The sequence below is a fragment of the Shewanella sp. WE21 genome, assembly GCF_002966515.1.
In the GTDB taxonomy this organism is placed as follows: Bacteria; Pseudomonadota; Gammaproteobacteria; order Enterobacterales; family Shewanellaceae; genus Shewanella; species Shewanella oncorhynchi.
In genome coordinates, this window is record NZ_CP023019.1 from 1,191,923 (window position 1) to 1,206,231 (window position 14,309).

Here is a 14,309-nt window from a genome sequence, read left to right on the forward strand (position 1 = left end):
TCGCGTTCAGGGCTGGTATTAAAGCGCCTCTAACCGAGCGTAAGCCACCACTAACCACTTGCTGCCAAAGTCAGTAAAGCTCACTTGTACTCGCCCTTGGGCACCGCTGCCCTCAAAGTTGGTCACTTTACCTTCACCAAATTTAGGGTGATTGACTCGTTGGCCGACGTTAAAACCCGTATCGTTTGTGGCAGCCGATTTTGGGGCGCTAAAACGATTATTCGCCATCGGCGTTGAAACCTGCGCCTTTAGACGAATTTCATCCACATATTGCGGCGGAATCTCTTTGATAAAACGCGATGGCCGCGCGTAATCTTCGCGGCCATAAATACGGCGTGATTCCGCATAGGTAATGTAGAGTTTTTCCATGGCGCGGGTCATGCCCACATAACAGAGGCGGCGTTCTTCATCGAGTCTATCGCCCTCTTCGAGCGCCATTTTACTCGGGAAGATCCCTTCTTCGACACCCGCCATGAACACCATAGTGAACTCTAACCCTTTGGCAGAATGCAGTGTCATTAGCTGCACCGCATCGGTAAAGGCATCGGCTTGGCCCTCGCCCGCTTCGAGCGCCGCGTGGGATAGGAAACCGTTAAGTTCGCCCATGTCCTCCAGCTCTTCTGGTAGCTCAAAAGTACGCGCCGCCGTGACGAGTTCTTCTAAGTTTTCGATTCTAGCGTGGGCTTTTTCGCCCTTTTCGGCTTCATACATGGCCTTAAGGCCCGAAGCTTGGATCACTGTATCGGCCATGCGATACAGCACCATATCTTGGGTGTCTTCACGCATCGTCATGATTAAGTCCATGAAACCACGCACAGAATTTGCTGCGCGGCCCGCGAGCACTTTCTCGTCGAGCAAACGCACACTCGCCTGCCACAGGGTTAACTCATGCTGGCGCGCCGTGGAGCGCAAAATATCCAAAGTGCGATCGCCAATGCCACGAGGCGGTGTGTTAACTACACGCTCAAATGCCGCATCGTCGTCTTTGTTATTAATCAGCCGCAGGTAACCCATAGCATCTTTAATTTCTTGGCGTTCGAAGAAGCGTAAACCGCCGTAAATGCGATAGGCTAAGCCTTTGTGTAACAAGGCTTCTTCCAATACCCGCGACTGAGCGTTAGAACGATATAAAATCGCACAATCACTGAGGTTGCCGCCCTTTTCGTGCCAATCATTAATTCGACCGACAATAAAGCGCGCCTCGTCCATTTCATTAAAGGCGCAATAGAGCGAAATCGGATCGCCATCGGCTTCATCCGTCCACAACTCTTTGCCCATACGTTCTGGGTTATTGGCGATTAAGGCGTTGGACGCTTTAAGGATATTGCCCTTCGAGCGATAGTTTTGCTCGAGGCGAATCGTGGTCGCACTCGGGAAATCTTTTAAGAATCGGTGTAGGTTTTCAACCTGAGCACCGCGCCAACCGTAAATCGATTGGTCGTCATCACCCACTATCATCACATTGGCAGTTTGACCGGCAAGCACGCGGATCCACGCATATTGGATCGCGTTGGTATCTTGGAACTCGTCCACCAAAATATGCTTAAATCTGTCTTGATAATGGGCCAACAAGTGCGGCTTATTGAGCCATAACTCATGGGCACGTAATAGGATTTCGGCAAAATCGACTAAACCCGCGCGGTCGCAAGACTCTTGGTAGACCTGATAGATTTTTAGCAGATTCTGCTCAAGCGGAAAACCGCCCGCATCGATATGTTTAGGGCGTAATCCTTGGTCTTTTTTACCATTGATATAACCCTGAGCTTGGCGTGGAGGATATTGTTTCTCATCCAAATTCAAGCTTTTAAGAATACGTTTGATCAAGCGCACTTGATCGTCAGAATCGAGGATTTGGAAGCTTTGCGGTAAACCCGCATCTTGGAAGTGAGTGCGTAACAAACGATGCGCCAAGCCGTGGAAAGTGCCAATCCACATGCGGCCCATATTGGTGCCAGCGACTTTTTCAACTCGCTCGCGCATCTCAGCCGCAGCTTTATTGGTAAACGTCACCGCAAGAATCGAGTAAGGACTCTGCTGTTCAACCTGCATCAGCCACGCAATGCGGTGGGTCAACACCCGAGTTTTACCACTGCCCGCGCCCGCCAACACTAACATGCTAGATTGCGGTGCCGCGACAGCCTCGCGCTGCTTGTCATTCAGGCCGTCTAGTAAAGAAGATACGTCCATTCTCGCCTCCAAAAAATCGAGGGGGCATTATAACAGAAGAAAACCCGCCTGCGCGCTTGATCCACTAGACAAGGGCCACAAGACGAATGACATGATGCCGCACCTTGATTTGCACTGATGTCGAACTACATTGATTAAGCACTGTCATTCACGCAATGCTTGTGGGCGGGAATCCAGCTTTTCGGTAACAGATCTTTGTTTTTAGGGTTGGAATTGAACAAATGCAAGGCTGTATTAATTACTCATAGAGAGGGTGTTCATCATTCTGTTTCAGCGATTAAGCACTGTCATTCCAGTGACACGCCATTAACTCATCCCTGAGGGCTCGACGACGGCATCCATGCCGTCAACGGTCACTTCCATGACAGTGCTTAATCCTATTAACCTTTGAGTATCTCTGTCAGCCAAAGATAAAAGGCGAAAAAGCAACTAACCCTTATCTTTGTTCCCGCTTGTATAACTAAATCATAGCGGATTGCAATAACAAGACTGGGGCGGCAATCTCAACAGACATATCTATTGAAGCTTGGATTCCAAAAGTAACCAATATAGTTGCTATTATGGAAAACATGCCTATCCAATCTTTAATTTGTAAACATTAAGCGTCTTGATTAAGGCTAATTGAGTTTTTTGACATTGTTTTTTATTACCTCTAAGTCCTTTTCGGTCATTTCATGAAAAAAATCACTTTTTTTATCCATTTCAGAACAGCTTATTGTTGTTGTGGCCGGATTTTCAAAGTCGCCAGTTATCTGAGTTGATAAAGATAGTGTTCCTGTACAAGCAGAAACAATTGAGCTTATATGTTGCTGCAGTAATTTTGCTTGCTCGGCTTTCTTGTTTGCAAGTTCTTCACTGCAACCAGTAATAGCAATTGTCAGAGGGATGGCTGTTAACAGAATGAACATACGCGGTTTCATAATATTCCTTGTACTGCGCCTTTGACTTTAATGCCTAAGGGGAGTTTCCCCCGTACTTATAGTTAAACCCAAACAAAGATACGAGTAGGTTTAAACTTTTAGGGCAAAATTAATATATGACAGTAAGTTATCACTGCTATCGCATCACGTTCAATACATTGTTACACCAAGAAAGCGAGAAGATGTTTACCGTTTCTATCTTTGGCTCACTAAATTTTGGCGGTATAAAATCAAATCATTATTTACCGACTATGAAGCATGGTGAAACAGGAGATCCACAACTCTTTATTGCTGTTAATGGTAATCAGATAACTCAACAATCAAAGGAATACGCCATACCCTCGGAGTTGCCGCAGGGCGAAATGACAAATTGCGTGAGTCTCGCCATGGATGGCGAGCTAGCTTTCGCAGGTGCAGGGACGCATCCTTCGGAAGCGATAGCAAATTTGGCAATGAGCCCAAGGGGCTTTCAACTCCGTTGGGGGCGTCATGGAGCATCCAAGGAGGATAGGACGAGCAGTCCTCCTTGGTCGGGTGTGGGGTGAAGCCCCACGACTTTGACTTTGATTAAATAATTCAAACAAGAGTTGGGACTGTAACAGGAGTAGCTGTGCTTAACACGACTACCTGAAATAGATAGTAATGTATCGAAACTCAACCCCCCTTCTCGGTGAGAATAACTTTAGGTAGCGGCGGATCGCGGTTAGAATACTCACCCTGTTTTTCTTGGTTACTTTTTCGGAAACAATAATGTCCCATTCAGCGCTTAATTCTTTTGATGATTTTTACCAGCTTTTGGCAGACAGCTTGGCGAAGAATAGTCTGATCAAACTATTGTTGAGTAAGTACCGAGGGGCTGATAAAAGCCTGCAGCGCATCACGATTCGGCCGATTAGTTTGCAAAATGAGCCAGTGCTGTCGTTTGTGTATCAACACCAGACGAATCACATCACTAAAAACCTGAGTTATGACGAAGGGTTAGCTAGCATAAAACTGTTACTCGGTAGCGATTTTAAAAGTGCCCACTTAGCTACGGCGCAGGCAGAAGTTCAGCTTGAGATCAGCAAAAAAGGTAAAGTCCAAATCAGCACACATAACATTAAACAAGCCGTCGCGGCGCCGTTAGAACATGACCGTGAGAAAAAGCGTTTTGTGGATATTGAACGTCCCTTCCTGACCAAGCTAGGGGTGACGGACAGCCAACATAATCTTATCCCTGCGATGTCGCGTAAATGGAAGCAAATCAATAAGTTTATTGAGGTTTTCAGTCAAGCACTCGAAGCCTCACCCCACAAGAATGACCAACCAATCAATGTGGTCGATTTTGGTTCAGGTAAAGGTTATCTCACCTTTGCAATCCATGATTACCTTCGCCACAGCCTTCACAATGATGCGCAGGTGACTGGGGTGGAATTACGCCAAGCCTTGGCCGATTTATGTAATGAAACGGCGGCAACGCTCGATCATCAAGGATTGTCGTTTGTCTGCGGCGATGTGAGAACCCACGCGCCTAAGCAAACCGATGTGATGATCGCGCTGCACGCCTGCGATATCGCTACTGACTATGCGATTCATTATGGTATTCGCGCCAATGCCGACATCATCATGTGTTCGCCTTGCTGCCATAAACAAATTCGCCCGCAGATGCACAGTCCAGAATTGTTTAAACCTATGCTGCAATATGGGGTGCACATGGGCCAACAGGCTGAAATGGTGACGGATTCATTACGTGCGCTATTTTTGGAAGCCAATGGTTATGCGACTAAGGTGTTTGAGTTTATCAGCCTAGAACATACCAATAAGAATAAGATGATTTTGGCCGTTAAAAAGCCACAACACAATCAGAAAGACAGCGCCGCAATCCTCGCGCAAATAGCTGACATTAAAGCCTATTACGGGATCAAGGAACACTGCTTAGAAACCTTGCTCGCGCAAACCCAAGTCGATTAACGGCCAGCGGTTTGCCAGTAAAGCATTAAAACTTTGCGCTCATGACAACCCCGTTGAAATTAAGGCAATCTTTAATTCTTTGCTGCTGAACTGCGCTAAGGGTGTCGATATCGTGGAAGGCAAACTCTGAATGTTCGTGGCTTAATTGGATTGGCAGAGACTCGTCTTCTGCCACATTTTTTGCCACATCAGGCCCATCAGGCAATAGCAGTTCACAACGAAAAATAAAGGCTTGGGATTGATAGGCGCTGTGATAATACACGCCGCTCAAATAGTTAACCCGCACACTTAACCCCAATTCCTCTTGGCATTCGCGCACCAAGGCCTCGTGAATCGTTTCACCGGGCTCGAGTGCGCCACCGGGCAAACCCCAAGCAAAATTACCATAATTGGCCTTAAGCAACAGCACTTGTCCCTGCGCATTAGTGATAACCGCGTGGCTGCTCAATCTAAAGGTATCGTTAAAGGCCACTCAGTTATCCTTGCATTTCTGTTCGGTACGTATTTGAGATATCACACAAAATCACTTCGCCGCAAAGGTATTACAACTGGCGAGATTACCCGAATCAAACCCTGTCTTAAACCATTTCACCCGCTGCGCCGAACTGCCGTGGGTAAAAGCATCAGGCTGTACGGCGCGACCCGCCATCTTTTGCAGACGATCGTCACCCACAGCACTGGCGGCGGCAATACCTTCCGCTAAATCGCCCGCTTCAAGTAAGTTAAGTTGTTGATTAACATAATGCCCCCAAATCCCTGCGTAGCAATCCGCCTGCAATTCAAGTGCGACACTCAATTGATTTGCTTGCACTTTACTGCCAGATTGCTGGGCTTGGCGCACCTTAGCGCTAGTGCCCAGCAGGTTTTGCACATGGTGGCCTACCTCGTGGGCAATCACATAGGCAAAGGCAAAATCACCGGGCGCGCCTAAGGTTTTAAGCTCATCAAGAAAGCTAAGATCGATATACACCTTGCTATCGGCGGGGCAATAGAAAGGCCCAGACTGCGCCTGTCCCATACCGCAGCCAGTGGAGGTCATATTGCGATAAAGCACTAACTTAGGCTCTCGATATTGCCCCTTGAGCAACTGGCCCCAAACGGTTTCTGTGGTGCCTAAAATGGCCGCCACAAACTGGGCATTTTCATCCTGTACCGCTGTTGTTGAACTAGATTGAGCTTGGCTAAGATGAGATTGAGTATTTAGGTCGAGTGACAGACCACCGGTAAAATACTGAAAAGCAATATAAATGCCGCCGATGAGCAACACCACGCGGCCAAGTTTAGTTCTCAGCAAAAAGGGCAAGAACCTGAGTAACAAGGCACTCGGCACACCCGCAGATGCCATTTGCTGGCCGCGTCTGTCTTCGATATTGGAGCTTCTGTCAGTGTCACGCCAGCGCATCGCATTCCTTCACTCTGTAGTTAAAACTTTCATTAAACCGCTATTAAAGTCGCTTAGATGCACAACTCTGATTTCGTATTTGCACTCTAGCGCCTAGTGCTTAAGAGTCTAGTGATTATTTCGCTTGTGTATCGCTTGTGGGCGCGTCTTTCAGTGAACGTAAAAACAATCCTAAACCACCAAAGGCCAAAACGAGGATCACGATAAGTTCAAAGGCCGACATAGATTTAAAGTGGAATTGAATCGAGCTGATAACCCCTACAATCAAGGCCGTTAGCGAACCTAAACTCAGCAGCCAAGCTAACTTACTCTTAGCGTCAAAAAACACCATCACAATGCCGATAATAAACGGTAGCATCACCATGCCTGTGGTGATCGACATGCCTTGCCCAAAGGCATTCACTCGATATAAGCCATAGCCCAGTCCAAAACTAGAGCTCACTTGTATTGCATTGAACAATAAATAAAATCCGCCACACATCATGGCAAGACCCATAAAAAATTGTCCCGTCCCGCCCTGTGTTCCGCCCGCACCTTTCATAGATATCCTTTCTAAATTAACGATTTTTGAGTGGCTTGTTCTATGGCCGTTTTCAGCCGTTGTTTTTCTTCCGCTGCTTTTGCCTTTTGGTACTCGTCGAGATTTTTATCCGCCTCGGCAACACAGCGCTGTTTATCTCGCATGGGCTCATAGGGATCGACATCAGTTCTGGCAGAACACTCTAATTCGGCGCAAGCAGATGTCAGCACAGTAAAGAACAAGAGCAGCATAATCAAAGGGAATTTCACCATCAAGCACGCCTCAGTGAATGACCCAAATAACACACCTCATTCATAGGTAACGCCCATATTGCCAATCACACATTTTTGCTAAGTGATATCAAGCTTATTCAGGCCCCATGTTGACATAAATTACGCTAAGGCCAACACTCAATGATGAATTTTTATACGCATGAACGACGACACTAAAGTGGATTAAATACACAGTGGCTAAAATAAGGATGCTGCAACGATTCCAATATAAGCCCTACCGTTAACATTAAGGAATGCCTTTGAATACGCTATTAATAGGAAAAGGTGAACAACAGGTTCACTTAAATCTTAAGTATGCCAATCGCCATGGGTTAATTGCCGGTGCCACAGGGACAGGCAAAACCGTGTCGCTGATGAGTATTGCCGAAGGTTTTTCACGCCAAGGCGTGCCAGTTTTTATCACAGACGTTAAAGGCGATATCTCGGGTCTAGCTATGGCCGGCACTCCAAGTGAAAAGCTATTACAAAGGGCAACTCAAATTGGCATTGAGGATTATCACAACGAAGCCAACCCTGTGGTGTTATGGGATTTAGCGGGCGTTCAAGGCCACCCGCTGCGTACCACCATCAGCGAAATGGGCCCAACCTTACTCGGCCGAATTTTAGAATTGAATGACACCCAGAGCGGTATTTTAGACATAGTCTTTCAGCTAGCGGACGACCAAGGGTTATTACTGCTCGACTTAGATGATCTGCGGGCCATGCTGGCCTTAGTTGCCGAGGAACGCAAAGAAATCTCCGCCAAATATGGTTTAATCAGCGCCCAATCCCTCGCAGCAATTCAACGTTCGGTACTAGGATTAGAGCGCGATGGTGGCAAAGACTTTTTTGGTGAACCCGCGTTACAGCTTGAAGATTTAATGCGCACTAATTTGCAAGGGCGCGGCATTATCAATTTATTAGCAGCGAACAAACTGATTTTAACACCCCGTTTATATTCAAGTTTTTTACTCTGGCTACTCTCAGAATTATTTGAGAATCTGCCCGAAGTCGGCGATCCCGAAAAACCTAAGCTAGTGTTTTTTATCGATGAGGCGCATTTACTCTTTGAGGGTTGCCCACCGAGTTTATTAAAACGCGTCGAACAGATCATGCGCCTAATTCGCTCAAAAGGCATAGGCGTTTATTTTTGCTCGCAATTTCCTGATGATGTCCCAAACGAAATTCTCGGGCAATTAGGTAATCGTATTCAACATGCCCTGCGAGCTTACACGCCAAGGGATCAAAAGGCCGTTAAAACCGCCGCAGAAACCTTTGTGCCTAACCCCAAACTGGTTGTTAGCGACGTCATATCCCAGCTCGCTGTAGGTGAAGCCTTAGTGTCTATGTTAGCCGACAAAGGCGTGCCAACTATGGTCGAGCGCGCGCTCATCGCACCGCCACGTTGCCGCATGGGACCCGCCACAAGTGAGGAGTTACAACAAGTCCGTGTCCAAAGCCCGATTGGAGGTAAATACGATCAGTTAATCAACCGCGAATCGGCCTACGAACGCCTTAACCAAAGACGAGTTGGTAACGCCACCAGCGACACCACATCCACAGCAAGTGATGCTCAAACGGGCCAAAAAGCCGAAGAACAAGGTTGGTTCAGTGAACTCATTTTTGGCAATAAGCGCCGCCAAGGGTTAGCTGAAACCTTGTCAAAACAAGCGGCACGCACGGTTGGCAGCCAATTAGGTAAACAAATTTTGCGCGGTATATTAGGTGGCATGTTAGGTAAATCGAGCCGACGTTAGGCATATGGTACTTAGTTAAGCCTCCAATTAGGGCACACTAAAACCACAAACAATGACGAAAATAGAGGTACTGTGTCCTTGTTCGCATATTTCTTATACAGGTTAACGCTAGCATTAGCATTAATTATTCTAAGTGATAGATGGATCATGGTACGGAATTCGGTGATAAGATTATTTTGCTGTAATCGCTCATTGAGGCAAATAAATTCACAGATAATTATCAATGATTTTAGATATTTGTAATTTAAAATGTTGTAATTCGAGATAAAAATTTCGCTTCAATCAGGACGTCATGGAATAGGTTCAATTAAGTACGGCTTACATGATTAGCCTGATGAATAACCAAAGAGTACATGGAGTTTTATATGAGTAAAGAGCAAAAAAACCGTAAAGAATCGAAGAAACAACCGCTGATGTCTCCTAAAGAGAAAAGAGCAGCAAAACATGCGAAAAACGCAACTAAAGGTTTCTTAGATAACACTAAATAGTGTCTTGTTATTAGGAGGTTTGTCCTCTAATAACACAAATAGGGTTAACTTAGGTTAGCCCTTTTTATTGCCCGCTTCATTGAACCAACCAAGTTTTACCTCACAATACAACCTTGCTCAAAACAGTCTCAGATCTCAGTTTTATGATACAAAAGTAGCAGCTATCGACTATAGCCTAATTGACCTTTTTCAGGTTTTATGTAGTTATATTGAGCTGATTACGGTATTTACCGCTCGAAAGACCCTACATAACACTATAAAAAATAAGGATATTTCATAATGAAAATCAAAAAACGTTTTGTCGCCGTCGGCGCAGCAGTGACCCTCACACTCAGTGCTGCCGCTATGGCTGCTGCCCCCGCCTTTATCAACATTCTCACAGGCGGCACCAGTGGTGTGTATTACCCTATTGGCGTTGCGCTGTCGCAACTCTACGGCACAGGAATCGAAGGTTCTAAAACCTCAGTTCAAGCAACTAAAGCCTCAGTAGAAAACCTCAATTTATTGCAAGCGGGTCGTGGTGAATTAGCGTTCGCTTTAGGTGATTCAGTCGCAGCAGCATATCAAGGTGATATTGATGCAGGCTTTAAAACGCCGCTGGATAAAATCCGAGTACTTGCCTCGGCTTATCCTAACTACATTCAAATCGTCGCCAATAAAGAGTCTGGTATTAAAACCTTGGCCGATTTAAAAGGAAAACGTATCTCAGTGGGTGCCCCTAAATCAGGGACAGAACTCAATGCCAGATCGATTTTCAAGGCTGCGGGACTAAGTTACGAAGACATGGGGAAAGTCGAGTTTTTACCCTATGCCGAATCCGTTGAGCTAATCAAAAATCGTCAATTGGACGCCACGTTACAATCTTCCGGTCTCGGCATGGCTGCTATCCGTGACTTAGCTGCGACTATGGCAATCAACTTTGTTGAAATTCCAGAAGATGTGATCGCTAAGATTAACAATCCCGCCTATCAACATGGCGTGATCCCAGCATCCACCTATGAAGGCCAAACCACCGACGTTTCTACCGTCGCCATTCAAAATTTGCTGGTGACTCAAAGCGGTGTATCGGATGATTTAGCCTATCAGATGACAAAACTCATGTTCGAGCACTTAGACCGACTCGGTAACGCGCACTCCGCCGCGAAGACCATCAGCGTAGATAAAGCGACGAAAAATCTGCCAATACCACTGCACCCAGGTGCAGAACGTTATTACAAAGAAGTTGGTGCACTCTAAATTTTACTGGTATCTGTGCATCCTATTCCAAACTAAGCAATTGAGATGCCGTTGAATAACGGCATCTCGTTTATATCATCTCTGTAGTCTAATGCTGTGAGGCATAATATGAGTGATCCCCAACAAGGTCTCAGCGCAAATACTGGCGATTGGCCCAAGGCTCTATTTTATACAGCCCTAATTTTTTCTATTTTTCAAATCATCACTGCCGCTTTTCATCCCGTCTCGACTCAAGTGCTGCGCGCCACCCATGTGGGCTTTTTACTGTTAGTGGTTTTTTTAAGTTATCCCGCTAGAAGAAAATCTCAGCCTTGGCAGCCACTCGCTTGGCTACTCGGTCTAGCTGGTATGGCCACAGCGGCTTATCAGTGGTATTTCGAAGCCGACTTAATTCAACGTTCAGGCGATCTGACCGATGCGGATATAGTGATAGGTATCACTTTGATCGTATTAGTGTTTGAAGCAGCGCGCCGAGTCATGGGCTGGGCGCTACCTATCATCTGTAGCATCTTTTTGATGTATGGCTTATTTGGCCAATATTTACCCGGTGACTTAATGCACCGCGGCTATGGATTCGATCAGATCATCAATCAATTAGCCTTCGGTACCGAAGGGCTATACGGCACACCAACCTATGTATCGGCGACGTATATATTCCTGTTTATTCTCTTCGGCTCCTTTTTAGAACAAGCCGGAATGATCCGTTTATTTACCGACTTTGCCATGGGATTATTTGGCCACAAGCTCGGCGGTCCTGCAAAAGTTGCAGTAGTGTCATCGGCATTGATGGGGACGATTACAGGATCAGGTGTTGCCAACGTGGTCACAACGGGCCAATTTACCATTCCACTCATGAAACGATTCGGTTATCGTCCAGCCTTCGCCGGCGGGGTAGAGGCAACATCGAGTATGGGCAGCCAAATCATGCCGCCGATCATGGGCGCAGTGGCCTTTATCATGGCCGAAACCATTAACGTCCCCTTTATCGAGATAGCCAAAGCGGCATTGATCCCTGCGCTACTTTATTTCTGCTCCGTATTTTGGATGGTGCATTTAGAAGCCAAACGCGCCAATCTCTGTGGCCTGCCTAAAGATCAGTGCCCTAATCCATGGGCGGCAATTAAAGAGCGTTGGTATCTCCTTATCCCCTTGTTTATTTTAGTCTACTTGCTGTTTTCGGGTAGAACGCCGCTGTTCTCAGGCATGGTAGGACTCGCCCTCACATCGATAGTAATTTTAGGCTCAGCCATAGTACTGCGGCTTTCCTCAATGGCAATGCGCATTGCCTTTTGGATTGCCCTTGGCATCCTTTGCGCTGGCTTCTTCCAACTCGGGATCGGGGTCGTATTTGGGGTTATCGCCTTATTAGTCGCCATTTGTTGGTTTATTAAAGGCGGCAGAGATACTCTCACCATCTGCTTGCATGCACTGGTAGAAGGCGCCCGTCATGCCGTGCCTGTGGGTATCGCCTGTGCTTTAGTCGGTGTGATTATCGGCATAGTGTCACTGACAGGAATTGCCTCGACCTTCGCGAGCTATATTCTTGCCGTTGGCCAAGATAACTTGTTCTTATCACTCGTGTTAACTATGGTCACTTGCCTAGTGCTCGGAATGGGGATCCCCACGATCCCTAACTACATAATTACTAGCTCGATTGCCGCTCCCGCATTACTCGATCTCGGTGTGCCACTGATTGTGTCGCATATGTTTGTATTTTATTTCGGCATCATGGCCGATCTCACGCCTCCCGTTGCCTTAGCCTGTTTTGCCGCAGCGCCAATCGCGAAGGAATCTGGTCTTAAGATCAGCCTTTGGGCAATCCGTATCGCCATTGCAGGTTTTGTGATCCCCTTTATGGCGGTTTACGATCCCGCTTTGATGCTTCAAGGTGATAGCTGGTTAGCTACAGGGTTTGTCTTGCTAAAAGCGACTGTGGGTATTGGTATTTGGGGCGTCATCTTTACCGGATATCTATTACAAAAACTCTACTGGTGGGAACGCGTTATCGGCTTCCTTGCAGGTGCGAGCTTAATTCTTGCTACGCCGTTGAGTGATGAAATTGGCTTTGGGCTCGCGCTGCTATTTATCGTGCAACACAGCTGGCGAGCACGCAAACTCAAACGTCTTGCAGAGCAAGGATAAGCTCTTGAGATTATTGGTTGTTAATCAGCCATTGAAGGTAAACAGATGCTAGGCCTGTGCTTAGGCCTAGCGGGCACACTGTGGGCCCAAGTGCCCACAGACAACTTCACCTTGGCATGGAACCATAGCATAGAAAAAATTCGCTGGGAGGAAGACTATAACGTCACCCCACAAGGATTAGTGTTGGTCGAAGCAAGAGTGAAAGGTACGGGTGCTGGAATGGAAATCCCAGATGATGCCTATCTTAAAAATGGCAGCTGGCATTATCAGCCCAAACTGCCCATTTTGCCTGTGTTGCGCTTAGGTCGCACACCCGAAGCAGGGGATTTTGAACTTTGCTTCACTCAAATCTCAGGAAAAGTGCAATGCCAAGCCATGAGTCATTGGATTGGCGTACCCAACAAACAAACAGCCGCGGTTGAACTATGGGGTTGCAACTCTTTGCCTTAAGTGCGTTTATCCATATATTTACGCTCAATTTCTATTAGGCGCTGATTAAAATCCTCAAGGTGTGCAAACATTTCGGCCTCAGCTTTCGCCCCATCTTTTGCGATAACCGCTTCGACAATGACATCATGCAAGCCTAAAGGATGAATTTCATCAGTCGGTGGCTGAAACTTAGTCGTTTGATTACTTAATAAAACCAACAAGGATTTTACGATCGCTTCTAAAAAGCGATTTCCAGACATTTCAGCGAGCAAATAATGTACTTGAGATCGCAATATGACAGTTTCGGGATAAGCCAATGAGTCACTTTCATGACTATTCGCCTCTTGCAAAGCTTTAGCTTGCTCTGGAGTGCAATTTTTAGCAGCCATTCTAGCCACTTGCGGTTCAATCAGCATGCGTGCTTGACACAGTTCAGGAAGGGAAAGTTTCCCCATTAGAAATAAATCTTGGCAAGCATCACTTAAACGTTCAAAGGTTAAGTGCTTAACAAATGCGCCACCTGTTGCACCTTGGCGAATCTCCACTAATCCACCCGCTTCGAGGCTTTTGATCGCCTCTCTCACCACAGTGCGACTAACTTGAAATAATTCTATTAATTCGCGCTCAGAGGGTAATTTATCGCCAGCCTTATATTCGCCATCTAAAATAGCATTTTTCAGTTGCTGCCCGACTTCACTCGATGCTCTTATCTGCTTAATTGGCTTGAAGATATGCACTTGATTATCCCAAATATGCTTAGTGTCGCCATACTAGCATAAAACCGCATTAACGCAGAAAAAGTACTCTCATCTTTCCTACATTAGTGATTAAAAAACATTCACATTTGTTGATCCAAGTAACATCTGTGCGAATTTCGTAACTAGTTTCTCATATTCATCCTAACTTCGTTGTCGACATTAGTCATACGTCATACATTTAACCTAAGAATGTTAAACATAATTTCTTTAACTAGCTCAGACAATTCTGATCAGGGCTTACTAATAAT

Annotated in this window: 14 protein-coding genes; 7 read left to right on the top strand and 7 right to left on the bottom strand. The window is 46.2% G+C overall.

Annotated elements, in window-relative coordinates; translation table 11 throughout:
- Positions 1-18 precede the first annotated feature (18 nt).
- Both uvrD and CKQ84_RS05150 read right to left on the bottom strand, forming a co-directional pair.
- Complete coding sequence (uvrD, locus tag CKQ84_RS05145) at positions 19-2,187, bottom strand: DNA helicase II (RefSeq protein WP_105250363.1); 2,169 nt, start codon at positions 2,185-2,187, stop codon at positions 19-21.
- Positions 2,188-2,804: 617 nt separating this feature from the next.
- Entirely contained in the window at positions 2,805-3,107 is a 303-nt protein-coding gene (locus CKQ84_RS05150) for a hypothetical protein (protein WP_105250364.1), read from the bottom strand.
- Between the two features lie 182 nt (positions 3,108-3,289).
- Between CKQ84_RS05150 and CKQ84_RS23845 the strand changes: the two genes are divergently transcribed.
- On the top strand, positions 3,290-3,652 hold the full coding sequence (locus CKQ84_RS23845; RefSeq protein WP_173913154.1) for a hypothetical protein: 363 nt from the start codon (positions 3,290-3,292) through the stop codon (positions 3,650-3,652).
- Positions 3,653-3,857: 205 nt separating this feature from the next.
- Entirely contained in the window at positions 3,858-5,057 is a 1,200-nt protein-coding gene (locus tag CKQ84_RS05160; RefSeq protein WP_105250366.1) for an SAM-dependent methyltransferase, read from the top strand.
- A 25-nt stretch (positions 5,058-5,082) separates the two neighbouring features.
- On the opposite strand, the gene CKQ84_RS05165 is transcribed toward CKQ84_RS05160, so the two are convergent.
- The 4 genes from CKQ84_RS05165 to CKQ84_RS05180 all read right to left on the bottom strand — a co-directional run bounded on the left by CKQ84_RS05165 (position 5,083) and on the right by CKQ84_RS05180 (position 7,251).
- A complete protein-coding gene (locus CKQ84_RS05165) occupies positions 5,083-5,529 on the bottom strand; it encodes an NUDIX hydrolase (RefSeq protein WP_105250367.1) in 447 nt (148 codons plus the stop codon).
- Positions 5,530-5,580: 51 nt separating this feature from the next.
- Complete coding sequence (locus CKQ84_RS05170) at positions 5,581-6,459, bottom strand: neutral zinc metallopeptidase (protein WP_105250368.1); 879 nt, start codon at positions 6,457-6,459, stop codon at positions 5,581-5,583.
- Positions 6,460-6,574: 115 nt separating this feature from the next.
- Entirely contained in the window at positions 6,575-7,000 is a 426-nt protein-coding gene (locus tag CKQ84_RS05175) for a hypothetical protein (RefSeq protein WP_006084327.1), read from the bottom strand.
- An 11-nt stretch (positions 7,001-7,011) separates the two neighbouring features.
- Positions 7,012-7,251, bottom strand: a complete 240-nt coding sequence (locus tag CKQ84_RS05180) for a hypothetical protein (RefSeq protein WP_105250369.1) — start codon at positions 7,249-7,251, stop codon at positions 7,012-7,014.
- Between the two features lie 260 nt (positions 7,252-7,511).
- Here CKQ84_RS05180 and CKQ84_RS05185 point away from each other — a divergent pair, with 260 nt between their 5' ends.
- From CKQ84_RS05185 to CKQ84_RS05205, 5 genes are all read left to right on the top strand, one after another.
- Positions 7,512-9,008: a helicase HerA-like domain-containing protein gene (locus tag CKQ84_RS05185; RefSeq protein ID WP_105250370.1), complete on the top strand. Its 1,497-nt coding sequence runs from the start codon at positions 7,512-7,514 to the stop codon at positions 9,006-9,008.
- A gap of 365 nt (positions 9,009-9,373) precedes the next feature.
- Positions 9,374-9,496 carry a hypothetical protein gene (locus CKQ84_RS24140; protein WP_105250371.1) on the top strand — a complete coding sequence of 41 codons (123 nt, stop codon included), beginning with the start codon at positions 9,374-9,376 and terminating at the stop codon, positions 9,494-9,496.
- Between the two features lie 279 nt (positions 9,497-9,775).
- A complete protein-coding gene (locus tag CKQ84_RS05195; protein ID WP_105250372.1) occupies positions 9,776-10,732 on the top strand; it encodes a TAXI family TRAP transporter solute-binding subunit in 957 nt (318 codons plus the stop codon).
- A 108-nt stretch (positions 10,733-10,840) separates the two neighbouring features.
- Positions 10,841-12,874 (top strand): TRAP transporter permease, encoded by a 2,034-nt coding sequence (locus CKQ84_RS05200; RefSeq protein WP_105250373.1) that lies wholly within the window; start codon positions 10,841-10,843, stop codon positions 12,872-12,874.
- Between the two features lie 45 nt (positions 12,875-12,919).
- Entirely contained in the window at positions 12,920-13,324 is a 405-nt protein-coding gene (locus tag CKQ84_RS05205) for a DUF1850 domain-containing protein (protein ID WP_105250374.1), read from the top strand.
- Here CKQ84_RS05205 and CKQ84_RS05210 read toward each other — a convergent pair.
- On the bottom strand, positions 13,321-14,040 hold the full coding sequence (locus CKQ84_RS05210) for a FadR/GntR family transcriptional regulator (RefSeq protein ID WP_105250375.1): 720 nt from the start codon (positions 14,038-14,040) through the stop codon (positions 13,321-13,323). The genes CKQ84_RS05205 and CKQ84_RS05210 overlap by 4 nt on opposite strands.
- Positions 14,041-14,309 lie beyond the last annotated feature (269 nt).

Bases quoted from the DNA above. Each gene is read 5' to 3' on its own strand.
- uvrD (WP_105250363.1), bottom strand. From the start codon at position 2,187: ATGGACGTATCTTCTTTACTAGACGGCCTGAATGACAAGCAGCGCGAG.
- CKQ84_RS05150 (WP_105250364.1), bottom strand. From the start codon at position 3,107: ATGAAACCGCGTATGTTCATTCTGTTAACAGCCATCCCTCTGACAATT.
- CKQ84_RS23845 (WP_173913154.1), top strand. From the start codon at position 3,290: ATGTTTACCGTTTCTATCTTTGGCTCACTAAATTTTGGCGGTATAAAA.
- CKQ84_RS05160 (WP_105250366.1), top strand. From the start codon at position 3,858: ATGTCCCATTCAGCGCTTAATTCTTTTGATGATTTTTACCAGCTTTTG.
- CKQ84_RS05170 (WP_105250368.1), bottom strand. From the start codon at position 6,459: ATGCGCTGGCGTGACACTGACAGAAGCTCCAATATCGAAGACAGACGC.
- CKQ84_RS05175 (WP_006084327.1), bottom strand. From the start codon at position 7,000: ATGAAAGGTGCGGGCGGAACACAGGGCGGGACGGGACAATTTTTTATG.
- CKQ84_RS05180 (WP_105250369.1), bottom strand. From the start codon at position 7,251: ATGGTGAAATTCCCTTTGATTATGCTGCTCTTGTTCTTTACTGTGCTG.
- CKQ84_RS24140 (WP_105250371.1), top strand. From the start codon at position 9,374: ATGAGTAAAGAGCAAAAAAACCGTAAAGAATCGAAGAAACAACCGCTG.
- CKQ84_RS05195 (WP_105250372.1), top strand. From the start codon at position 9,776: ATGAAAATCAAAAAACGTTTTGTCGCCGTCGGCGCAGCAGTGACCCTC.
- CKQ84_RS05200 (WP_105250373.1), top strand. From the start codon at position 10,841: ATGAGTGATCCCCAACAAGGTCTCAGCGCAAATACTGGCGATTGGCCC.
- CKQ84_RS05205 (WP_105250374.1), top strand. From the start codon at position 12,920: ATGCTAGGCCTGTGCTTAGGCCTAGCGGGCACACTGTGGGCCCAAGTG.